A 21,729-nucleotide genomic window follows, 5' to 3' on the forward strand; every position below is an offset into this window, starting at 1 on the left:
TCCTGTGAGGTATGGCGAACGGCAGTAAGTCCGGAAAAGCGGGCAAACCCAGCAAGGAAGCGAAGGCGGCGGCGAAGGCGGCCCGCAAGCAGGCGTCGAAGGAACGTCGCACTCAGCTCTGGCAGGCGTTCCAGATGCAGCGCAAGGAAGACAAACTGCTGCTGCCACTGCTCATCGGGGCACTGGTCGTCAGCACCCTGGTGTTCTTCCTGATCGGCCTGATCTTCGGTATCCAGTGGTTCCTGCTGCCGATCGGTCTGCTCGTCGGCGTCATGCTCGCCTTCATCATCTTCGGCAAGCGTGTCCAGAAGACGGTGTACGGCAAAGCCGAAGGACAGGCCGGTGCCGCCGCCTGGGCCCTCGACAACATGCAGGGCGCGTGGCGCGTCAAGACCGCCGTCGCCGGCACCACCCAACTCGACGTGGTCCACCGCGTCGTCGGCCGCCCCGGCGTCATCCTCGTCGCCGAAGGCTCCCCGCAGCGCGTCAAGGGACTACTCGCGCAGGAGAAGAAGAAGACCGCCCGCCTCGTCGGCGACACCCCCATCTACGACTTCACCGTCGGCAACGGCGACGGCCTCGTCCCCCTGTCCCAGCTGGTCAAGCAGCTGAACAAGCTGCCCCGCAACATCGACACCAAGCGCATGGACTCCATCGAGGCCCGGCTCGCTGCCCTCGGCAACCGCGCCGGCGCCGCCATGCCGAAGGGCCCCCTGCCCCCCGGCGCCAAGATGAAGGGCATGCAGCGCACGATTCGTCGCCGCTGACGCTCTCTCCCGGCCCATCAGCTGAAGGGACCCTTTGTGCGCTACGAGCGCACAAAGGGTCCCTTCAGCTGTGAGGAGGAAGTGTCAGCGCACCCGCACGAGTGCGGTGCCGGTGGCGCGGTCGTGCATGCCGCGGCCGTCGACGTCGGTGATGACGGCGGGGACGATGAACACCATGAGGGCTTGGCGGCCGAGGGCGCGGAGGATGCCGACCTTGGTGGGGGCGTCGATCCGGGCGACCTGCAGGCCCATCATGTACTGGCCGGGGGTAAAGGAGAACAGGGTGACGCAGACGACGCCGACGACGAACCACAGCATCATGGTGTAGGTGCCGAGGCGGGGGTTCTCGAGGGGTGCGGATCCGATGAGGAGCAGGACGACGCCGGCGGAGGTGAGCCAGTCGATGGCGAGGGCTGCGACGCGGCGGCCGGTGGTGGCGAGGGATCCGGGGCCGTCGGCCGGCAGTCCGAGCAGTTCGCCGCGGTGGGCCTGGGGTTCGGTCTGATCCTTGGGCAGTGCCGCGGAGGGGCCGGAGAGCCAGGAGCCGATCATGCGTGCCATGCCGTCCAGGATAGGCGTCGACGTGCGGGAACCGTCCGGCCGGCAGGGAAGGGTGCGGCTCGTCACACCGCGGGCGTGGATCTGATCACAATTCACGCTGCGTCCATCGGTGAACACCGACGCGTAACACCGGTGAAACATAGGCTTGATTAGCGGGCAACACCGGCTCTCTACCGTCTTGCCTCGACGACACCGCCGCAACCCGACCGGCAGGTAACCGACTGAAGGAGCACACGTGGCTTTCTCCACGGCCGAAGAGGTCATCAAGTACATCGCCGACCAGGACATCGAGTACGTCGACATTCGCTTCAGTGACCTGCCCGGCGTCCAGCAGCACTTCTCGATCCCGGCGTCCGCCTTCAACCAGGACGTGTTCGACGACGGGCTCGCGTTCGACGGTTCCTCGGTGCGCGGCTTCCAGTCGATCCACGAGTCGGACATGATTCTGCTGCCCGATGTCTCGACGGCGCGGATCGACCAGTTCCGCAAGGCGCGCACGCTGAACATCGACTTCTTCGTCCACGATCCGTTCACGCGTGAGGCGTACAGCCGTGATCCGCGTAACGTCGCCCGCAAGGCGGAGGAGTACCTGAAGTCGACGGGTATCGCCGACACCGCGTTCTTCGGTGCCGAGGCCGAGTTCTACATCTTCGATTCGGTCCGCTACGACTCCGCCATGAACGGCGCCTTCTACGAGCTGGACTCGGTGTCCGGTGCCTGGAACACCGGCAACGAGGTCAACGCCGACGGCAGCCCGAACCTCGGCTACAAGGTGCGGGAGAAGGGCGGCTACTTCCCGGTCGCGCCGTACGACCACTACGTCGACCTGCGTGACGCGATCTCCACGAACCTGGCCAACGCCGGTTTCGAACTCGAGCGCGGCCACCACGAGGTGGGTACCGGCGGCCAGCAGGAGATCAACTACAAGTTCAACACGCTGCTCGCGGCGGCCGACGATCTGCAGCTGTTCAAGTACATCGTGAAGAACACGTGCTGGCAGTTCGGCAAGTCGGCGACGTTCATGCCGAAGCCGCTGTTCGGTGACAACGGTTCGGGCATGCACGTGCACCAGTCGCTGTGGAAGGACGGTAAGCCGCTGTTCCACGACGAGTCCGGTTACGCGGGCCTGTCGGACATCGCCCGCTGGTACATCGGCGGCATCCTGCACCATGCGCCGTCGCTGCTGGCGTTCACGAACCCGACGATCAACTCGTACCACCGCCTGGTGCCGGGCTACGAGGCCCCCATCAACCTGGTGTACAGCCAGCGCAACCGGTCGGCCGCGGTCCGTATCCCGATCACGGGCAACAACCCGAAGGCCAAGCGCATCGAGTTCCGCGCCCCCGACTCGTCGGGCAACCCGTACCTGAACTTCGCGGCACAGATGATGGCCGGCCTGGACGGCATCAAGAACAAGATCGAGCCGATGGCGCCGGTCGACAAGGACCTGTACGAGCTGCCCCCGGAGGAGGCCCTCGGTATCCCGCAGGCGCCGACCAGCCTGTCCGCGGTCATCGACCGGCTCGAGCAGGATCACGACTACCTCACCGAGGGCGGCGTGTTCACGTCCGATCTGATCGAAACCTGGATCTCGCTCAAGCGTGAGCAGGAGATCGCACCGGTCAACCTGCGTCCGCACCCCTACGAGTTCAACCTGTACTACGACTGCTGAGTCTCAGCACGATCCGGCGGGCCCGTCCACACCTCGTGTGTGGGCGGGCCCGTCCGTGTCGGGTCCGGGTCACACCATCACCACGATCCTTCCGGTCACGGTTCCCGATGCCATGGCCCGGTGGGCTGCGACTGCGTCGGACAGGCGATAGGTTGCGCCGATCCGGGGGCGCAGGATACCGGCGGCCGACAGCCGGGACACGCCGGTGGCGGCGTCGGCCAGGTCGGCGACGGACGCGTTGCTGATCGCGAATCCGTGCAGGCTCACGTCTCGGGTGTACATGTCGCCGACGGGCAGCACGGGTGCGGCACCGGAACCGAGTCCGGCGGTGACGAGGATCCGGCCGCCGCGCCGCATCAGGGGCAGGGTCGCGGCGAAGTCGTGGTGGCCGCTGTTGTCCCACCACACGTCGACGCCGTCGGGGGCGGCGTCGCGGATGCGGTCGTGCAGGTCGGCGCGGTGGTAGTCGAGGACGACGTCGGCGCCGCACGACCGGCACCAGGCGTCGCCGGACGGCGAGCAGGTCGCGATCACGCGGGCGCCGATCGTGGCCGCGAGCTGCACGGCGGCGCTGCCGACGCCGCCGCCCGCTCCCCCGACGACGACCGTCTCACCCGGCCGCACGGCACCCTCTCGGACGAGGCCGAGCCACGCGGTCGCGCCGGTGTGTGCGACCGCGACGGCGTCCTCGGCGGTGACGGCGTCCGGCAGCGGGTAGATGCGGTCGGCGGCGACCACCGCGTACTCGGCGAAGGCGCCCTGCCGGCCGTCGTGCCCGAGGCTGTTCGTCCACACCCGGTCCCCCACGGTCACCGAGCCGACGCCCTGGCCTGCCACGGCGACGGTGCCGACGAGATCGCGTCCGATGACGAACGGAAACGGGGTGCGGGTGCGGTAGGTACCCGAGCGGACGAACAGGTCGACGTGGTCGACGGCGGTCACGTCGGTGCGCACCAGGACGTCGGTGGGCCCGGGCTGCGGCACCGGGAGGTCTCCGATCTCGATAGGGCCGCCCGTCTCCCGGACGAACGCGGCCCGCATGGTCCCGGGAAACATCACCCCGTCTCCTCTCCGTAGGCCCCCGAGTGTGCCGGGAACGCGGAAGAGCCCGCCACTCGAAAGTGAGTGACGGGCTCGGGAAGGACGGGTGATCAGTAGCGGCTGGCACCTGCGAACGGCATCGAGTCGAGCGGCGACACCTTCACGACATCACCTTCGGTGGGGGCGTGGACGACGCGGCCGCCGCCGAGGTAGACGCCGACGTGCTCGGCGCCGTAGAAGGCGACGACGTCGCCGGGCTGCAGATTGCCCTTCGACACCGGGGTGCCGCCGCCGACCTGGTCGTAGCTGGTGCGCGGGACGTTGATGCCGGCCTGCTTGTAGGCCCACTGGACCAGTCCGGAGCAGTCGAACGAGCTGGGGCCGGTGGCACCCCACACGTACGGGGAGCCGACCTTGGACTGGGCGGCGTTCGCGACGGACTGTCCGTGCGACGCGACCTGGGTGGGTGCGATGTCGACGCTGCCGAAGGTGAACGGCTGCGCCATCGCGGGTACTGCGGGGATCATGAGGGCGCCGACCGTGACGGCTCCGAGCAGCAGCCCGCGGGCGGTGCGGGTCGGGCGGGTCGTCTTCTGGATGCGGTGGTTGGCCATTCGAGGTCCTCCGGGGGGTGTTGCGTGGTGGTCCGACATCATGTGGTATCGGTGTTCGGGCACCACCCAGAGTTCCGTCGTTATCGATCGGAAACATCCGTAGAACTACCCATGGGGGTACGTGAAACGGAATGCACGTATACGTGGCCGGGCAGGAACGGGGATACCTACACGCACACGAAAAACTCTCCTACCAGCTGAAACAGCAACCACGGGGGCGGACGGTGACGACCACTCGGTTCGTGACCATCGCCACCGTCACCCCGCCGCCGAGTCACGATCGGACCCCGATATCGGCGTCCACGACCGTTCGTGTCACAGCCCCGCAGCGATGATTGCGAGGCTGTGACCTTCCGGGCGTGTCGGGGTCAGGACGCCGATCCGGCGAGTGAGCCGAGCGAACCGAAGCCACCGGAGGCGGGAGCGCACCGGTAGACGGCGAGTACCGCCTTGTGGTCGGTGGGCCACGGTGTCGGGGACGCCACGAAGTTGTCCCGGCTGGTCTCGGTGACCCGTTCGCTGCGCACGATCGTCTCGCGCGGGCCGACGATGCCCGCGGACCGCAGTTCCAGTCGGGTGCCCGGTCCGGCGAAGACGTAGTCGATGCGGTCGCGTTCGTCGGACTCCGGCGCCCACGTCAGCTCCGATACCGCGACGTTCGGGTTGTCGGACGGCCACGTGAAACCCGGATGCGTCACCGGGTTCGGGTACGTCGCCCGGTAGGCGTCGACGAATCCGGCGTCCTCGAGCAGTCGCGTGGACTGCCACGGCACGACGGCACCGTGGTGGTCGAACAGCTCGCGGGTGTCGGCAGCCCAGTCGAGGTGGGACGGCTCGTTGAAGTCGCCACCCATGACCACCTGCCGACCCTTCTCCTGTTCGGCGGCCGCGTCCGCGAGGAACGCCTCGATCACCGCGGGACGTCCGGACGCCGCGTTGACCCGCAGCACGGTCTCGACGTCGGTGACCGGACCGGTGGGGATCTTGTTCCAGCCGAACTCCGCGAACTCTCCGCTCGGGATCCCGGCCCCGTAACCGCGGGGCAGGTACGTGGCGTACCAGCGGTACTCGAGGTGCGCGGCGTAGGTCGCGATCTCGAGGTCGTCGACGGCGACGACCGCCTTGACCATGTAGTCGAGCTTTCCGGTTTCCAGGATGGGGAACGCCGAGAGGATCCCCGTGTCCGACGAGGTTGCCGCCTCGAAGTGCAGGCCCTGGGCCGCCAGTCGGGTGGCGAGTTCGGTCGTGGTGTCCCCGGCTTCCGACAACAGTACGAGTTCGGCGCGGGTCGACCGGATCAGGTCGACGATCCGGTCGCCGCCGTTCGGAATCTTGGCGCCGCCGTGCCACGTGTTCAACGACAGCACCCGGATTTCGCGTCCGGGGCGGGCGCCGGCCGGTGCCGCGGTGGCGAGTGCACCGGCGCCGAGCGCGACCGTTCCTGCGGCCAGCGCCTTCATCGCCTGTCGCCGTGTCAGTACGTTCGTCACAGTTGTTCTCCTTTTGTCCCCTGCTCGGCCGATGCCATCAGGAGAAACTGAACGAACTGGCAATACGAGCCAAAAGGCACACAAACGTATCCGTACGTATGCGTGCGTGAGCGATGGCATAATCGGGAGGCTCCACGACAGAACCGACAGAGGGGACATGATGACGCGCGAGGACGACCCGGCGGATCTGGGTGTGCTGCTGCCTTCCGGCGCGTCCGGCCGATCCGATCAGACGTCGAAGCAGTACCTGCGGCTGCGCGCCGACATCCTCGACGGCACGTTCCCGCGCGGCGCCGCCCTGCACGAGACCCAGCTCAGCGAGACGTACGGCGCGTCACGCACCCCCATCCGGGAAGCCCTCAACTGGCTCGCACACGACGGCCTGCTCGAACGCGCGTCCCGCGGATTCCGGGTGCGGTCCGGCACCCCCGAGGACGTCATCGAGATCTACGCGGCCCGCGTCGCCCTCGAGGCGGAGGCCGCCGGATCCGCGGCGCTCCGGCACACCGAACTCGACATGGCCCGGCTAGAGCGGCTCCACGCCTCGTGCTGTCACACCGACGACGAGAGCACCGCCCAGGTCGACAACTTCCGTTTCCACGAGGCGCTGTGGCAGGCCGCCCACAACACCACCATCCTCACGCTGCTGGTGCGCCTGACCACCCAGCTGCGCATCTACGACAGCGGCCCGCCGTCCAACTACGGGGAACCGGAACTCCTCAACGCCGAGCACGAGCAGATCCTCGCCGCGCTGCGGGCCCGCGACGAGAAAGCGGCCCGCGAACACATGCGCAGTCACCTCGAGCGCAGCCGCGAACAGCGGATCCGCCTGTTCGCGGGCGGCTGAGCGTCACTCGCCGCCGAACACCCGCTGCACGACAGCCTTCGCCCGCCGGGTGACGCGCAGATAGTTGTCGAGGAACTCGTTCGCGTCACCGCCGGGCCAGCCGGCGACCTGGGCGACCGCGCCGAGTACCTTGCCCGGCCCGGGCAGCTGGTCGCTGGGCTTGCCGCGCACCAGGACCAGGGCGTTGCGGGCCTGGGTGGCGGTCAGCCAGGCGTCGCGCAGCAGTTCGACGTCGGTTTCGCTGAGCAGTTCGGCCGCGCCGATCGCGTCGAGCGTCTCGAGTGTCGACGTGTTGTGCAGCGACGGGACGTCGTGGGCGTGCCGCAACTGGATCAGCTGCACGGTCCATTCGATGTCCGCGAGCCCGCCCCGTCCGAGTTTGGTGTGGGTGGACGGGTCGGCGCCGCGCGGCAGCCGCTCCGAGTCGACGCGGGCCTTGATCCGCCGGATCTCGAGAACCGCCTGCTCCGACACGCCACCGGCCGGATAGCGGGTCTTGTCGATCATGTGCAGGAATCGCAGGCCCAGGTCGGCGTCACCGGCGACGGCGTGCGCCCGCAGCAGTGCCTGCACTTCCCATGCCTGCGCCCACTGCGCGTAGTACGCCTCGTACGACGCCAGGGTCCGCACGAGCGGGCCGCTGCGGCCCTCGGGCCGCAGCCCGATGTCGACCTCGAGCGGCGGGTCGGTGCTCGGCGCCCCGAGCAGGGACCGCACCCGGTCGCCGATCGTGTTGGCCCACTTGACGGCCCGCGTCTCGTCGGCACCCTCGCGCGGTTCGCACACGAACAGGACGTCGGCGTCGGAGCCGTACCCGAGTTCGCCACCGCCGAGGCGGCCCATGCCGATCACCGCGAACGTCGCGGGCGCCGGCTCCGCGGATTCGACCTCGCTCGCCCGGATCACCGCCGCCAGTGCGGCATTGAGGACGGCCGACCACACCGACGACAGCGCCCGGCACACCTGGGGGACGTCGAGCATGCCGAGGACGTCGGCGCTCGCGACGCGCGCCAGTTCGTAGCGGCGCAACGAGCGGGCGGCGGCGACGGCACGCACCGGGTCGACGTGGCGGGCCGACGACGACAGGATGCCGCGGGCGACGTCCGTCGGCTGCGGTTCGAGGAGCCGGGGGCCGGACGGGCCGTCGGCGAACAGCCGGATGACGTCGGGCGCCTTGATCAGCAGGTCCGGCAGGTAGGCCGACGAGCCGAGAACCGTCATGAGTCGCTGCGCCACCGACGCCTCGTCCCGCAGCAGCCGCAGGAACCAGGTGGCGTCGACGAGGGCGTCGGACAGCCGCCGGTAGGCGAGCAGGCCGGCGTCGGGATCCGGTGTGTCCCCGAGCCATTCGAGCAACGTGGGTAGCAGGAGCGCCTGGATGCGGCCCTTGCGGGACGCACCGGCGGTCAGTGCGGTGAGATGCCCGAGTGCGTTCTCCGGCGCCGAGTAGCCGAGTGCCGCGAGCTGCCGGACGGCGGCGTCCGGGCTGAGCCGCAACGCGTCCTTGTCGAGCCGGGCGACCGACTCGAGCAGGGGCCGGTAGAACAGTTTGGCGTGCAGGCGGCGGACCCGGTGGGCGTTGCGTTTGATCTCGGCGCGTAGCACTCCGAGGGCGTCGTTGCGGCCGTCGGGACGCATGTGGGCGGCGCGCGCGAGCCAGCGCAACGATTCCTCGTCGTCGGCGGGCGGCAGCGTGTGGGTGCGCCGGAGTTTCTGCAACTGCAGCCGATGTTCGAGCAGCCGCAGGAACTCGTACGACGCCGTCAGGTTCGCGGCGTCGTCACGGCCGATGTAGCCGCCGGCGGTGAGCGCGGTCAGCGCGTCGATCGTGCTCGCGACCCGCAGCGATGTGTCGACCCTTCCGTGCACCAATTGCAGGAGCTGGACGGCGAATTCGACGTCGCGCAGGCCGCCGCGGCCGAGTTTGAGTTCCCGTTCCCGCAGTTCCGGCGGCACCGAGTCCTCGACCCGGCGGCGCATGGCCTGCACCTCGGGGACGAAGTCGTCACGTTCGGACGCCACCCACACCATCGGTGCGACGGCCTCGGTGTACTGCCGGCCGAGGTCGAGGTCGCCGGTCATCGGCCGGGCCTTGAGCAGGGCCTGGAATTCCCACGTCTTGGCCCACCGCTGGTAGTACGCGATGTGCGAGTCGAGGGTGCGGACCAGTTCTCCGCGCTTGCCTTCGGGCCGCAGGGCGGCGTCGACGTCGAAGAACGCCGACGAACCGATCCGCATCATCTCCCCGGCGATCCGGCTCGAGATCGCGTCGGCCGGTTCGGCGACGAACACGACGTCGACGTCGCTGACGTAGTTCAGTTCCCGCGCACCGCATTTGCCCATCGCGATGACGGCGATCCGGGCGGGGCACGGCCTGTCGGGGCACACCGTCGCGACCGCCACCGCGAGAGCGGCGGTGAGGGCGGCGTCGGCCATGTCGGAGAGGTGCCGCCCGACCGTCACGTAGGGCACGACGGGTTCGTTCTCGACGGTGGCGGCCAGGTCGGCCGCGGCCAGGATCATCATCTGGTCGCGGTAGCAGGTACGCAGCGCCGCAACGGCGTCCGGACCGGTGACCGCAGCCCGGTGGAGCAGTTCCGACGCGTGCGGCCCGGTCTCGGGGGCGGCGTCGACGCACGCGAGCAGGGTCCGCGTCATCTCCGCCTTGGTGGGCAGCCGCATGTCGCCGGCGAGCAGCCGCCACGACTCCGGGACGGCCACCAGGTGGTCACCGAACGCAGTGGACGCACCGATCAGCCCGAACAGCCTGCCCCGCAAACCCTTGTCGACGCGCAGCGCGGCATCGAGCTCGTCCCACGACTCCCCCATCGCCTCCTGCAGACGCGCCAGGGTGCGCAGCGCGAGATCGGCGTTGGCGGCCCGCGACAGCGCCCACAACAGTTCGACACCCTCGAGGTTCGACCAGCCGAGCGCGGCGAGCTCGGCCGGGGCCGTGGGTTCGATCAGACCGAGCCGTCCCGCACCGGGAACGGCCGAACGTGCGTGCGGTGGCCTCACAGTCCGAGGTAGGCCTTCAACTCGAACGGCGTCACCTGATTGCGGTAGTCCTCCCATTCGCGCCGCTTGTTGCGGAGGAAGAAGTCGAAGACATGCTCGCCGAGCGCCTCCGCGACCAGCTCCGAGCGCTCCATCTCCCGCAGCGCCTCGGCCAGGCTGCCCGGCAGTGGCCGGTAGCCCATCGTGCGCCGCTCGGCGTCGGTGAGCGACCACACGTCGTCCTCCGCCTCCGGCGGCAGCTCGTACCCCTTCTCGATGCCGCGCAGGCCGGCCGCGAGCAGCACCGCGAACGTCAGGTACGGGTTGCACGCCGAATCGGGGCTGCGGATCTCGACGCGACGCGACGACGCCTTGTTCGGCGTGTACATCGGAAGCCGGATCAGCGCGGACCGGTTGGCGGCACCCCACGTCGCCGCGGTCGGTGCCTCACCGCCGTGGATGAGCCGCTTGTACGAGTTCACCCACTGGTTGGTGACGGCACTGATCTCGTTGGCGTGCTCGAGGATGCCGGCGATGAACGCCTTCCCGGTCGCCGACAGCTGCATCGGGTCGTCCGGGTTGTGGAACGCGTTGGTGTCGCCCTCGAACAGGCTCATGTGGGTGTGCATCGCCGAACCGGCATGCTCGCTGAACGGTTTCGGCATGAACGACGCGCGCACCCCCTCCCGCAACGCCACCTCCTTGACGAGGTACCGGAACGTCATCACGTTGTCGGCCATCGACAGGGCGTCCGCGTACCGCAGATCGATCTCCTGCTGGCCGGGCGCGGTCTCGTGGTGGGAGAACTCCACCGAGATCCCCATCGACTCGAGGGCGTCGATCGCGTGCCGCCGGAAGTTCGGGGCACTGTCGTGCACGGCCTGATCGAAGTAGCCGCCGTTGTCCGCGGGAATCGGCGGGGTGCCGTCCATGGGCCCGTTCTCGAGCAGGAAGAACTCGATCTCCGGATGCACGTAGCACGAGAACCCGAGATCACCGGCCTTGCCGAGCTGACGTCGCAGCACGTGCCGCGGATCCGCCCACGACGGCGTGCCGTCGGGCATCGCGATGTCGCAGAACATGCGGGCCGAATGCTGGGCACCGTCGTTGTGCGCCCACGGCAGGATCTGGAACGTCGATGCGTCCGGCTTGGCCACCGTGTCGGCCTCCGACACCCGGGAGAATCCCTCGATCGCCGAACCGTCGAATCCGATGCCCTCCTCGAACGCGCCCTCGAGTTCCGCGGGCGCGATCGCCACCGATTTGAGGTAGCCGAGCACATCGGTGAACCACAACCGGACGAACCGAATATCGCGCTCTTCGAGGGTGCGGAGCACGAATTCCTTTTGGCGATCCATACGCGCGAGCGTAGGCACACCGCGTTAAATCTGTGTTACTTCGTGAAATTCGTCTCGGGTCGATCCGCTCAACAGGTGAGATCCGGCGCCGGCGGTGTCAGGTCGACGAGATACTCCGTCACCGCCTCGTCGACGCAGTCGTGGCCGTCGAACGTCGCGGTGTGCTGCGCCCCCCGGAACGTGACGAGCGCGCCCCCGAGCTGCTTCGCCAGATCGACCCCGGCCTGGTACGGCGTCGCCGGATCCTGCGTCGTCGACACCACCACGACCGGCGGCAGCCCGTCGGCCGAGACCGTGTGCGGCGCACCGGTGTTCGGGACCGGCCAGAACGCGCACACGTCGAGCGGGGCGTTGCCCGTGCCGCGTCCGTCGTCGAGGAACGGTGCCGCCTGCCGGTAGCGCATGTCGGCCTCCCCCACGACGACCCGGTCGGTCACCGGCGGATCGTCCACACACCGGATCGCGTTGAACGCGTCGTCGAGGTTCGAGTAGCTGCCGTCGTCGAGGCGTCCCGCATACAGGTCGGCGAGCAGCAGCAGCGTGTCGCCGCGGCCGGACGCCAACTGGTTCAGCCCGCCGCGCAGCGAACTCCACAGGTTCGGCGAGTACAGCGCCTGCTGCACCCCGGTGATCGCGTCGCCGTAGCTCAGGCCCCGAGGATCCGTCGTCGCGGCCGGACGGTCGACGAGCGGGTCGACGAGCGCCCGGAACCGTGCGTTCGCGGCCGCCGGATCCGTCCCCACCGGACAGTCCGTGCTGCGCGCGCACTCGGCGGCGAACGCGTCGAACGCGGCCTGGAAACCGCCGCCCTGCAGCACCACCTCCTCGACCGGGTCCTGCTCCGGATCGAGGGCGCCGTCGAGGACCATCGCCCGCACGTTCCCCGGGAACGTCTCCGCGTACTCGGTGCCGATCCGGGTGCCGTACGACATACCCAGGTAGCTGAGCTTCGGGTCGCCGAGCACCGACCGGATCACGTCCAGGTCCCGCACCACCTCACGCGTTCCGACGTGCGCGAGCAGCGGCAGCCCCGACCGTTCGGCGCACAGCGCCGCATACGCACGGTTGCGGTCCTCGCTGTGTGCGATCCCCGCCGGGCTCATGTCGACCTCGGGGTCGGCGCGACGGTCGTCGGCCTCCTGCGGGGTCAGACACCGCACCTGCGGCGTCGACGCCCCCACCCCGCGCGGATCGAACCCGATCACGTCGAACCGGTCCGCGATGTCGGTGCCGTCCGCGATCGACGCGAGCGCCAGCCCCGACGCCCCCGGCCCGCCCGGATTGACCAGCAGCGACCCGATCCGTGCGCCCCGCGCCCTCGACCGTGAGATCGCCAGTTCGACGGTGTCGCCTCCGGGGTTCGCGTAGTCGAGGGGAACGGTCACCCGCGCGCAGTCGAGGTCGGGGCCCAGATCCTCGCCGTCGGTCGCGAAGTCGTCGCACGATCCCCAGTCGATCTGCTGCGTGTAGAACGCGTCCAGGCCCGCCGGGATCTCCCCCGCACCCGCGGCCGGCGGCTCTCCCACCGGCGTGCCGGCCACGTTCTGCGACGTGTCGGTCCCGCACCCGGCCACCAGCACGGTCACCGCCGCGATCGCCGTGACCAGGACGGTGCGCGGGCGCAGCGGGCGCAGTCGAAGAGCCATGCCGACGATCGTGCCACGGGCACACGGTGTGACGAACCGCACCGACAGCGCCCTTCGCGGCACCCGGGTCCGGTGGCAGACTGTGGGCGTCAGCACCCCCAACCCGGGGACCCGCAGCGCGGGCCTCGAGGCCAGAAAGGGACAACGATGTCCGACAACGCTGTCTACGGCGGTTCCGCCCCCACTTCCGACGCCCCCAAGCGCAAGACCCGGATCCATCACCTGCAGGCGATGAAGACCGAGGGCGTCCGATGGGCGGAACTGACCGCATACGACTACTCCAGCGCCCGCCTCTTCGAGGAGGCCGGCATTCCTGTGCTGCTCGTCGGCGATTCCGCCGCGAACGTGGTGTACGGCTACGACACCACCGTTCCGGTCACGATCGACGAGATGCTGCCGCTGGTCCGTGGCGTGGTCCGCGGCGCCCCGAACGCCCTGGTGATCGCCGATCTGCCGTTCGGCAGCTACGAGGCGTCGCCGCAGCAGGCACTCGAGACGGCCTTCCGGTTCATGAAGGAAGGCCAGGCGCACGCCGTGAAGCTCGAGGGCGGTGAGCGGGTGGCCCCGCAGATCGCAGCCCTGACCGCCGCCGGCATCCCGGTGCAGGCGCACATCGGTTTCACCCCGCAGTCCGTCAACGGCCTGGGCGGCTTCCGGGTCCAGGGCCGCGGTGACGGTGCCGAGCAGCTCGTCGCCGACGCCATCGCCGTGCAGGAGGCCGGCGCCTTCTCCGTCGTCATGGAGATGGTGCCCGCAGACATCGCCGGCCAGGTGACCCGCAAGCTCACCATCCCCACCGTCGGCATCGGCGCCGGCAACGAATGCGACGCCCAGGTACTGGTGTGGCAGGACATGGCCGGCTACACCAGCGGCAAGACCGCCAAGTTCGTCAAACGGTTCGGAGAGGTGGGTGCATCGCTGCGCGACGCCGCCGCCGCGTACGCCGCCGAGGTCCGCTCCGGCGCCTTCCCCGGCCCCGAACACAGTTTCTAGGCAGCGGAGCCTACTGTGCGCCTTTCCGGTGGTACCCACCACCGGAAAGGCGCACAGCACCTATTTCGAGGAGCATCAGATGACCGGACGCCGTCTCGCGGGCACGATCGCGACCACCGCTGCCCTGGCTGCAGTGGTCACCGGATGTTCGACCGGTGGTGACACTCCGGCACCCGGCACCGCCGCACATGCCACCGCATCCCGGGAACAGCCGACGTCCGCGTCCGCACCGGCGTCGGCGCCGTCTCCGGGGAACACGCTCGGGGTGTCCGACGATCAGGTCGCGCAGTTGTGCAGCGACATCGACGGCCAGCTGCAGAGCTGGCGCACGTACACGCCGACAATCGGCAAGGGCGGGCTCAACACGGCGGTGATCGGGTGGGCGACGTCGAACGGGGTGGATCTGTTGAAGCTTGCGGGTGACCGCGGACAGATCGACACGATCACCTCGGCGCAGTGCCCACAGGTGCGCGACGGCGCCCTGTACGCGCTCGAGATTCCGTCGCTGGCGTCGGCGCTGATCGGGTTCTGAGCGTGCGGACGCTGTATCCGCCGGTGTCACCGCACGAGACGGGGTTCCTGCCGGTCGGTGACGATCAGCGGATCTACTGGGAGGTGAGCGGGAATCCGTCGGGCAAGCCGGTGGTGTTCCTGCACGGCGGTCCCGGTGGCGGCACCGATCCGGCGCATCGCCGGTTCTTCGATCCGGACGCGTACCGGATCGTGTTGTTCGATCAGCGTGGGTGCGGCCGGTCGACACCGCACGTCGCCGACGGCGCGGACCTGTCGGTGAACACCACCGACCACCTCGTCGCCGACATCGAGGCGCTCCGAACGCTTCTCGGGGTGGAGCGCTGGCAGGTGTTCGGCGGCTCGTGGGGGTCGACGCTGGCGCTCGCGTACGCGCAGCGGTTCCCCGACCGGGTCACCGAACTGGTGCTGCGCGGCATCTTCCTGCTGCGCCGCAGCGAGGTCGACTGGTACTACAACGGCGGGGCCGGGCGCCTGTTCCCGGAGCGGTGGGAGCAGTTCCTCGCCCCCGTCCCGCCGGTGGAGCGCACCGGCGATCTCGTCGAGGCCTACCACCGGCTGCTGCACGCCGACGATCCCGACGTCGCGTTGCGGGCGGCGATCGCGTGGTCGGCCTGGGAGGGCGCGACGAGCACTCTGTTGCCGCACCCGGAGCGGGTCGAGGAGACCTCCGACCCGCGATTCGCGTTGGCGTTCGCGCGGATCGAGAACCACTACTTCCGGAACGCCGGTTTCCTCGACGAGGGTCAGCTGCTGCGGGACGCCCCCGCACTGGCGTCGATTCCGGGGGTGATCGTGCAGGGCCGCTACGACGTGGTCTGCCCGGCGACGAGCGCGTGGGAGTTGCATCGGGCGTGGCCGGGGTCGCAGCTGCACATCGTCGACGATGCGGGTCATGCGGCGGCGGAGCCGGGGATCACGCATCACCTGATCGAGGCGACGGACCGCTTCCGCGAGTGACGATTCCGGTCGCGCCGGTCGACGGGGTGACCACGCCGCTGGTAGACCTGGAGTCGTGGCAGCACGGACGACGGTCGCCGCGGTGCTCGTGCCGGCGACGCGCGGACACTACGAGCGGCTGCTGTCGCTCGTGGCCGAGGTGCGGGCCGACGCCCCCGACGCGGTGCATCGTATGCGGGTGGCGACTCGGCGGCTGCGCAGTCTGCTCGGCACCTTCTCCGACGCTTTCCCGCCGGCCGCAACGGTGACGGTGCGCGCCGAGTTGCGCTGGCTCGGCGGGGTTCTCGGGGCCGCCCGTGACGCGGAGGTCCTGGCGGAGCGGTTCGGGGATCTGATCGACGCGCAGCCGACGGATCTGCTGCTCGGGTCGGTGCACCAGCGTCTGGTGGGCACGCAGGAGGATCTGTACCGGGCGGCGCACGCCCGTGTCGTCGACGTGCTCGACGGGCCCCGGTTCGCGGCGCTGTGCGCGCTGCTCGACGAGGTCACCTCCGGCGGTCACGCCGTTCCCACCGAGACGACGGTGCGGGGCGGTCTGGACGCGGCCTACCGGAAGCTCGAGAGGGCCCGCCGGACGGCCCGGAAGACGACCCGGCGGACGGCCTCGGACTCATCGGGCGCCGATGCGGCGTGGCATCGGGTTCGCAAGCGTGCCAAGAGGTTGCGCTACGCGGCGGAGACGGTGGCTGCGCGGGACGCATCCGCGGCGGCCCTGGCGGCGGCCGCGGAGTCCGTGCAGACACTGCTCGGGGAACGCCAGGACGGAGTGCTGGCCCGTGCCCGGATCCTCGACGCCGCCCGGCAGGCCCGGGACGACGACGAGGACACCTTCGCGTACGGCGTCCTGTACGCCGTCGAGCGCGAGCACGCGGACCGAGCCCCGGACGAACTCGCCGACCGGTTGCGGTCGGTCCGGAAGGCCTACCGGGGTCTCGATTTTCGCGGCTGACACCGTTTCCGATCGGTCAGTTGTTCCAGTCCTCGTCGGCGTCGTCGGCCGCTTTGGTGCGCTCCGCCGCGATCTGCAACGCCCGTTCGGCGCTCGCGCGGTCGGGGTAGGGGCCCATCCGGGTGAACACGTCCGACTTCTTGCCCTGCGACACGGAGCCGTCGGACAGGTCGAAATACCACTGATCGTCGTCGCTCATGCCCCTCAGTGTGCCCCGTGCCGGGTCGCATCGGGGGACATCCGCACCGGCGACACGCCCGTTTTGCGAATATCGAACGCTACCGGTACGTACATCTGTGACAAAGCGCTCGAGACTGCTACTCTCTGCGCGTACGGCGCGCTCGCGTCGACGCATTCGCGTCACCGAAGCAGCGGTGCACCCTGTCAGTCATGTACCGACGCGCCCGCGTCACAGATCGGAGTCTCGCATGTCCTACATCATCTTCGATGCCCTGCTCCCGCACCTCGGCAAGACCGGAGCCGAGTACTGGGCCAAGCTCCTCATGATCAACCCGATCGGCGGCTTCTTCCCGCAGTAGGACGCGAACCCTGTAGAGACCACGAACGGCCCCCGGAGATTTCTCCGGGGGCCGTCGTCGTGGACGGGGCGGACGAGTCGGCGTGTAAGCCGGATCCTGTCCCCGGCACCGAAGCGCCGGGTGGCGACCATCCATCTGGGCACACCGTCGCCGGGTACCTCGAGCGGTTCACCCGCAGGCTCGGGCGAGCAGCCCTCGAACACCTGCGCAGCCGCACCGTCACCGGTGCGGCCTTCAACCTTGCTCCGGGCGGGGTTTACCGAGCCACCCCAGTCACCTGGGGTGCTGGTGCGCTCTTACCGCACCTTTTCACCCTTACCGGCGCTTGCACGCCGGCGGTCTGTTCTCTGTGGCACTGTCCCGCGAGTCACCTCGGGTTGCCGTTAGCAACCGCCCTGCTCTGTGGAGTCCGGACTTTCCTCGGCGTCGGGCCTGGTATCTCGATCGATACCGGTTCCCGCTGCCGCGGCCGCCCGGCCAACTCGTCCGCACCGGAAACAATACTGGGTGTGTGCTCCGGTTCCGAACCCGCGGTGTCGGTACCGGACACTATCGTCGGCGCATGACCCGTTACGTGGCACTGTTGCGCGGCATCAACGTCGGCGGTATCCGGATCGCGATGGCCGATCTGCGGCGCGTGTTCACCGATCTCGGTTTCGGTGACGTGAAGACGGTCCTGGCGACCGGCAACGTACTGTTCGACGCCGATACGGCCGACACGGCCGCGTTGAAGTCGACGATCGAGTCCGCCCTGCGGTCGGAGTTCGGCTACGAGGCGTGGGTGATCGTCCTCGATGTCGGCACGGTGCGACGCATCGTCGAGGCGTACCCGTTCGATCCGGACCGGGACGGTCGGCACCCGTACGTGCTGTTCACCACCGATCCCGGCGTGGCGGCCGGTCTGCTCGCGGGCCAGCCGGACCTCGACCCGGAGATCGAGCGCGTGCAGGGCGGCGAGAACGTCGTGTACTGGGAGGTCGAACGCGGGCGGACCCTCGACAGCCCGTTCGGGAAGAGCACGGGAAAACCGAAGCTGAAGGCCTTCACCACGACCCGCAATCTGCGCACCCTGGTGAAGCTGCTGGCCTGATTCCGGCGCCGGGCACGACGAACGGCCCGAACTCGGTACCCACCGGGTTCGGGCCGTTCGGACGCTCCGCTCAGCGGGCGGCGGCGAGGTCCTCGTCGGCGAACGGATCACCCTGGCGCGGTGCGTTGTACAGCGTCTCGTCGAGAATCTTCTCGCGCTTGGCGACGATCGTCGGCACGAGCGCCTGTCCGGTGACGTTGACGGCGGTGCGGCCCATGTCGATGATCGGTTCGACGGCGAGCAGCAGGCCGACGCCGGCGAGCGGCAGGCCCAGCGTGGACAGGGTCAGGGTGAGCATGACGGTCGCGCCGGTGGTGCCGGCGGTGGCGGCGGACCCGATCACGGAGACCACGACGATGAGCAGATAGTCGGTCAGGCTCAGGTTCACACCGTAGAACTCGGCGACGAAGATCGCGGCGATCGCCGGGTAGACAGCGGCGCAGCCGTCCATCTTGGTGGTCGCGCCGAGCGGCACCGCGAACGACGCGTATTCGCGCGGCACCCCGAGATTGCGTTCGGTGACCCGCTCGGTGAGCGGCAGGGTGCCGATCGAGGAACGCGACACGAAACCGAGCTGCGTCGCCGGCCATACACCGGAGAAGAAGTTCTTCACCGACAGTCCGTGGATACGGACGATGGCCGGGTACACGCCGAAGAACACGATCGCGAGACCGATGTAGACGGCGAGAGTGAACATGCCCAGCTGGCCGATCGCGTCCCAGCCGTACGTGGCGACGGCCTTCGCGATGAGGGCGGCGGTGCCGATCGGTGCGAGGCGGATGATCCACCACAGCACCTTCTGCACGATCGCGAGCAGGGAGGCGTTGAAGTTCAGGAACGGCTCGGCCTTCTCGCCGACCTTGAGGGCGGCGATGCCGATCGCGATCGCGACGACGAGCAACTGCAGGACGTTGAAGCTCAGCGACGTGGTCGCGCTCAGGGCACCCGACGCGCTTTCGGTGACGGTCGTCTTGGCGCCCAGGCCGAGGAAGTTCTGTGGAACGAGGCCGGTGAGGAACGCCCACCACGAGCCGCTGCTCTTCGGCTCGGTCGCCTTGGCGGCGTCCACGGTGGAGTTGGCGCCGGGCTGGGTGATCAGGCCGACCGCGATACCGATCAGCACCGCGACGAACGCGGTGATCGCGAACCACAGCAGCGTCTGCACGGCCAGACGCGCGGCGTTGGCGACGTTGCGCAGGTTCGCGATGGAGGAGACGACGGCGGTGAAGATCAGCGGGATGACCGACACGGTCAACAGCCCGACATAGCTCGAGCCGATGGTGGTGACGGTACCGACGAGCCAGTTCGGGTTGCCGTCGGCGGCGTCGGGCATGGCGCGGGCGACGAGGCCGAGGACGATACCGAGGATCAGACCGGCGACGATCTGGGGTCCGAACGACGTTGCCCACGTGGGCAGTGCGCGCCGGGGCGCGCCGAGGGTGGGGGCCGACATGAGGGCCTTTCGCGATGAAGACGGTGGAGCGGCGGCGCACGATCGGTGCGCGTTCTCCGACAGGGACGCAGGGACACACGGGGCACCGGGACATCACCGGGGATGTCCGGGCCTACCCGGACGCGAGTGGTCGGGGCGTGGTCAGGAGCGACAGACGGCACTCGACTGCAGACAGTTGTCGACCCAGCGTCGACAGGTCAGCAGAGTGTTCACAGCGGACACACTACGCCCGCCGTCGCCACCGAATCCAATCGACTGTTCGTTCGGCTACCGATCCGGCCCGGTCACAGGTGCGACGTGTCGTTGACCAGCCGCACCGACGACCCGCCGTCCGGATAGAACTCGGCGATGCTCAGCGACGCCAGATCCAGGTGCAGCCGGTACAGCAGCGACGGCCCCACCCCGAGGGCGAGCTGCAGCAGCGTCTTGATCGGGGTGACGTGCGTGACGACGAGGATGTTGCTGCCCGCGTACGTCGCGGTCAGGTCGTCGCGCACGGTCTCGATCCGGGTCCGTACCTGGTCGAAGCTCTCCCCGCCGGGGGGCCGCACCGACGTGTCCGACAGCCAGCGGCCGTGCACGTCGGGGTCGCGTTCGGACGCCTCGAGGAAGGTGAGCCCCTCCCAGGCACCGAAGTCGGTTTCGATCAGCCCGTCGTGCACCGTGACCGGCAGTCCGAGGGCACCGGCGGCCGCCTCCGCGGTCTCGCGGGCCCGGCCCAGCGGCGACGACACGACCGCCGCGATCGCACCCTTCGCGGCGATCCGTCCGGCCGCGGCCCGCGCCTGCCCGCGACCGAGGGCGGTGAGCGGCGGATTGCCGCGGCCCGAGTAGCGGCGCTCGACGGACAGTTCCGTCTGCCCGTGCCGCAGCAGCAGCATCCGGGTGGGGGCGCCGACCGCGCCGGTCCAGCCGGGTGCCGGCGTCGCCGACTCCTCGACCACATCGGTGCCGGAGTCGACGCCCTCCTCCTCGAATCCCTCGGAGAATCCGGACGTGATCGCGTCGTCGCCGTCCATCGCCTCGTTGGCGAGGCGGTCGGCGTGACCGTTCTCGCTGCGCGGAATCCACGTGTAGGTGACCCGGTCGAACGCCGACGCGACCTCCCGGGCCCGCTGCGCGAGCGGGATCATGTCGGGGTGCTTGACCTTCCAGCGTCCCGACATCTGCTCGACGACGAGCTTGGAGTCCATGCGGACGTCGACCTCGCGGGCGCCGCCGTCGCGGGCCGCGGTCAGGCCCGCGATCAGACCGCGATACTCGGCGACGTTGTTGGTGGCGACGCCGAGGAACTCGCGCCGCTCCGCGAGCACCCGGCCGTGGGCGGCGTCGAACACGACCGCGCCGTAGCCGGCCGGGCCGGGATTACCGCGCGACCCCCCGTCCGCCTCGACGACGACGCGGTCGGTCACAGACCGGATTCCTTGGTGCGCACCATGATTGCACCGCATTCGGGGCAGCGGACGACGACGTCGGCGGGGGTTCCGGCGATACGGGCGATCTCGCCGCGGTCGATCTCGATGCGGCATGCACCGCAGCGGCGGGCCTGCAGCAGTGCCGCCCCCACACCCCGCTGTTCCCGCTGCTTCTCGTAGATCGCGAGCAGCTCGTCAGGGAACAGGCCGATCAGCGCGGCCCGGTCCGCGTCGCACCGCTCCTGCGCCTTCTGCAGGTCGGCGAGGGCGTCGTCGCGGCGACGTTCGGCGTCGATCATCTCGTCCTCGACCTGCGTCAGCCGGGCACCGGCGTGGTCGTGGTCGGCCTGCGACGCCTCCCGACGCTCCATCACCTCGAGCAGTTCGTCCTCGAGCACGGACTGGCGGCGTTCCAGGCTGCCGAGTTCGTGCTGCAGTTCGGTGAGCTGCTTGGGCGCCAGGGTGCCACCCTCGAGGAGCTTCCGGTCCCGCATCTCCCGCTGACGGACGGCGTCGACCTCACCCTCGAGCTTCCGGATGTCGCGGTCGAGGTCGTCGAGCACGATCTCCACGGCCACCGCCGCATCCTTGCGGCCGACCCGCTCGGCCTCGAGCCGCTCGACTTCCTGCTGCTCCGGCAGGGTGCTGCGACGGTGCGCGAGCCGCGTCGACTCGGTGTCCACACCGGCGAGCTGGAGAAGCTTGGACTGCACTGAAGGGTCGACGTTCACGCGTGAAAGCTCCTGCTGTGTTCTTGTACATCGGGGCGCTCGGGTGACCCGAGATCGAGTGTCAACCGTACCCGG

At 69.5% G+C, this 21,729-nt stretch carries 19 protein-coding genes and 1 other RNA gene; 8 read left to right on the forward strand and 12 right to left on the reverse strand.

Annotation, left to right across the window (positions count from 1 at the left end):
- The first annotated feature begins 11 nt into the window (after positions 1-11).
- Complete coding sequence (locus tag Q5696_RS12935) at positions 12-767, forward strand: DUF4191 domain-containing protein (RefSeq protein WP_305091749.1); 756 nt, start codon at positions 12-14, stop codon at positions 765-767.
- A gap of 84 nt (positions 768-851) precedes the next feature.
- On the opposite strand, the gene Q5696_RS12940 is transcribed toward Q5696_RS12935, so the two are convergent.
- Entirely contained in the window at positions 852-1,328 is a 477-nt protein-coding gene (locus tag Q5696_RS12940; protein ID WP_305091750.1) for an RDD family protein, read from the reverse strand.
- Positions 1,329-1,563: 235 nt separating this feature from the next.
- Between Q5696_RS12940 and glnA (Q5696_RS12945) the strand changes: the two genes are divergently transcribed.
- Positions 1,564-3,000, forward strand: a complete 1,437-nt coding sequence (glnA, locus tag Q5696_RS12945; RefSeq protein WP_305091751.1) for a type I glutamate--ammonia ligase — start codon at positions 1,564-1,566, stop codon at positions 2,998-3,000.
- A gap of 69 nt (positions 3,001-3,069) precedes the next feature.
- On the opposite strand, the gene Q5696_RS12950 is transcribed toward glnA (Q5696_RS12945), so the two are convergent.
- The 3 genes from Q5696_RS12950 to Q5696_RS12960 form a co-directional block, all read right to left on the reverse strand.
- Complete coding sequence (locus tag Q5696_RS12950) at positions 3,070-4,056, reverse strand: NADPH:quinone reductase (RefSeq protein ID WP_305091752.1); 987 nt, start codon at positions 4,054-4,056, stop codon at positions 3,070-3,072.
- Positions 4,057-4,151: 95 nt separating this feature from the next.
- On the reverse strand, positions 4,152-4,655 hold the full coding sequence (locus tag Q5696_RS12955) for a C40 family peptidase (protein WP_305091753.1): 504 nt from the start codon (positions 4,653-4,655) through the stop codon (positions 4,152-4,154).
- Between the two features lie 368 nt (positions 4,656-5,023).
- Complete coding sequence (locus tag Q5696_RS12960) at positions 5,024-6,145, reverse strand: endonuclease/exonuclease/phosphatase family protein (protein ID WP_305091754.1); 1,122 nt, start codon at positions 6,143-6,145, stop codon at positions 5,024-5,026.
- Between the two features lie 160 nt (positions 6,146-6,305).
- Here Q5696_RS12960 and Q5696_RS12965 point away from each other — a divergent pair, with 160 nt between their 5' ends.
- Complete coding sequence (locus tag Q5696_RS12965; protein ID WP_370654927.1) at positions 6,306-6,992, forward strand: GntR family transcriptional regulator; 687 nt, start codon at positions 6,306-6,308, stop codon at positions 6,990-6,992.
- A gap of 3 nt (positions 6,993-6,995) precedes the next feature.
- On the opposite strand, the gene Q5696_RS12970 is transcribed toward Q5696_RS12965, so the two are convergent.
- From Q5696_RS12970 to Q5696_RS12980, 3 genes are all read right to left on the reverse strand, one after another.
- Entirely contained in the window at positions 6,996-10,067 is a 3,072-nt protein-coding gene (locus Q5696_RS12970; protein ID WP_305091756.1) for a bifunctional [glutamine synthetase] adenylyltransferase/[glutamine synthetase]-adenylyl-L-tyrosine phosphorylase, read from the reverse strand.
- Positions 10,007-11,347, reverse strand: a complete 1,341-nt coding sequence (glnA, locus tag Q5696_RS12975) for a type I glutamate--ammonia ligase (RefSeq protein ID WP_305091757.1) — start codon at positions 11,345-11,347, stop codon at positions 10,007-10,009. Before glnA (Q5696_RS12975) ends, Q5696_RS12970 begins: the two co-directional genes overlap by 61 nt.
- Before the next feature lie 68 nt (positions 11,348-11,415).
- Complete coding sequence (locus Q5696_RS12980) at positions 11,416-12,993, reverse strand: alpha/beta hydrolase (RefSeq protein ID WP_305091758.1); 1,578 nt, start codon at positions 12,991-12,993, stop codon at positions 11,416-11,418.
- A gap of 147 nt (positions 12,994-13,140) precedes the next feature.
- On the opposite strand from Q5696_RS12980, the gene panB reads away from it, so the two are divergent.
- The 4 genes from panB (at position 13,141) to Q5696_RS13000 (ending at position 16,426) form a co-directional block, all read left to right on the forward strand.
- On the forward strand, positions 13,141-13,986 hold the full coding sequence (gene panB, locus Q5696_RS12985; protein ID WP_305091759.1) for a 3-methyl-2-oxobutanoate hydroxymethyltransferase: 846 nt from the start codon (positions 13,141-13,143) through the stop codon (positions 13,984-13,986).
- 79 nt (positions 13,987-14,065) lie between these two features.
- Positions 14,066-14,518: a hypothetical protein gene (locus Q5696_RS12990; protein ID WP_305091760.1), complete on the forward strand. Its 453-nt coding sequence runs from the start codon at positions 14,066-14,068 to the stop codon at positions 14,516-14,518.
- A 2-nt stretch (positions 14,519-14,520) separates the two neighbouring features.
- Entirely contained in the window at positions 14,521-15,477 is a 957-nt protein-coding gene (gene pip / locus Q5696_RS12995; protein ID WP_370654782.1) for a prolyl aminopeptidase, read from the forward strand.
- A 55-nt stretch (positions 15,478-15,532) separates the two neighbouring features.
- On the forward strand, positions 15,533-16,426 hold the full coding sequence (locus Q5696_RS13000) for a CHAD domain-containing protein (protein ID WP_305091761.1): 894 nt from the start codon (positions 15,533-15,535) through the stop codon (positions 16,424-16,426).
- 16 nt (positions 16,427-16,442) lie between these two features.
- Here Q5696_RS13000 and Q5696_RS13005 read toward each other — a convergent pair whose 3' ends face one another.
- On the reverse strand, positions 16,443-16,625 hold the full coding sequence (locus Q5696_RS13005; protein WP_305091762.1) for a hypothetical protein: 183 nt from the start codon (positions 16,623-16,625) through the stop codon (positions 16,443-16,445).
- Between the two features lie 409 nt (positions 16,626-17,034).
- Positions 17,035-17,450, reverse strand: an RNA gene (gene rnpB, locus Q5696_RS13010) — RNase P RNA component class A.
- A 77-nt stretch (positions 17,451-17,527) separates the two neighbouring features.
- Between rnpB and Q5696_RS13015 the strand changes: the two genes are divergently transcribed.
- Complete coding sequence (locus Q5696_RS13015) at positions 17,528-18,055, forward strand: DUF1697 domain-containing protein (protein ID WP_305091763.1); 528 nt, start codon at positions 17,528-17,530, stop codon at positions 18,053-18,055.
- A 70-nt stretch (positions 18,056-18,125) separates the two neighbouring features.
- Here the strand turns inward: Q5696_RS13015 and Q5696_RS13020 are convergent, their stop codons facing one another.
- The 3 genes from Q5696_RS13020 to Q5696_RS13030 all read right to left on the reverse strand — a co-directional run bounded on the left by Q5696_RS13020 (position 18,126) and on the right by Q5696_RS13030 (position 21,654).
- On the reverse strand, positions 18,126-19,508 hold the full coding sequence (locus Q5696_RS13020) for a dicarboxylate/amino acid:cation symporter (protein WP_305091764.1): 1,383 nt from the start codon (positions 19,506-19,508) through the stop codon (positions 18,126-18,128).
- Positions 19,509-19,792: 284 nt separating this feature from the next.
- A complete protein-coding gene (locus tag Q5696_RS13025) occupies positions 19,793-20,920 on the reverse strand; it encodes a bifunctional RNase H/acid phosphatase (protein WP_305091765.1) in 1,128 nt (375 codons plus the stop codon).
- Positions 20,917-21,654 (reverse strand): zinc ribbon domain-containing protein, encoded by a 738-nt coding sequence (locus tag Q5696_RS13030; protein ID WP_305091766.1) that lies wholly within the window; start codon positions 21,652-21,654, stop codon positions 20,917-20,919. Before Q5696_RS13030 ends, Q5696_RS13025 begins: the two co-directional genes overlap by 4 nt.
- Positions 21,655-21,729: the final 75 nt, after the last annotated feature.

The sequence above is a fragment of the Prescottella sp. R16 genome (genome assembly GCF_030656875.1).
In the GTDB taxonomy this organism is placed as follows: domain Bacteria; phylum Actinomycetota; class Actinomycetes; order Mycobacteriales; family Mycobacteriaceae; genus Prescottella.

Bases quoted from the DNA above. Each gene is read 5' to 3' on its own strand.
- Q5696_RS12935 (WP_305091749.1), top strand. From the start codon at position 12: ATGGCGAACGGCAGTAAGTCCGGAAAAGCGGGCAAACCCAGCAAGGAA.
- Q5696_RS12940 (WP_305091750.1), bottom strand. From the start codon at position 1,328: ATGGCACGCATGATCGGCTCCTGGCTCTCCGGCCCCTCCGCGGCACTG.
- Q5696_RS12950 (WP_305091752.1), bottom strand. From the start codon at position 4,056: ATGTTTCCCGGGACCATGCGGGCCGCGTTCGTCCGGGAGACGGGCGGC.
- Q5696_RS12955 (WP_305091753.1), bottom strand. From the start codon at position 4,655: ATGGCCAACCACCGCATCCAGAAGACGACCCGCCCGACCCGCACCGCC.
- Q5696_RS12965 (WP_370654927.1), top strand. From the start codon at position 6,306: ATGACGCGCGAGGACGACCCGGCGGATCTGGGTGTGCTGCTGCCTTCC.
- Q5696_RS12970 (WP_305091756.1), bottom strand. From the start codon at position 10,067: ATGGGAGGACTACCGCAATCAGGTGACGCCGTTCGAGTTGAAGGCCTA.
- glnA (WP_305091757.1), bottom strand. From the start codon at position 11,347: ATGGATCGCCAAAAGGAATTCGTGCTCCGCACCCTCGAAGAGCGCGAT.
- Q5696_RS12980 (WP_305091758.1), bottom strand. From the start codon at position 12,993: ATGGCTCTTCGACTGCGCCCGCTGCGCCCGCGCACCGTCCTGGTCACG.
- panB (WP_305091759.1), top strand. From the start codon at position 13,141: ATGTCCGACAACGCTGTCTACGGCGGTTCCGCCCCCACTTCCGACGCC.
- Q5696_RS12990 (WP_305091760.1), top strand. From the start codon at position 14,066: ATGACCGGACGCCGTCTCGCGGGCACGATCGCGACCACCGCTGCCCTG.
- Q5696_RS13005 (WP_305091762.1), bottom strand. From the start codon at position 16,625: ATGAGCGACGACGATCAGTGGTATTTCGACCTGTCCGACGGCTCCGTG.
- Q5696_RS13015 (WP_305091763.1), top strand. From the start codon at position 17,528: ATGACCCGTTACGTGGCACTGTTGCGCGGCATCAACGTCGGCGGTATC.
- Q5696_RS13020 (WP_305091764.1), bottom strand. From the start codon at position 19,508: ATGTCGGCCCCCACCCTCGGCGCGCCCCGGCGCGCACTGCCCACGTGG.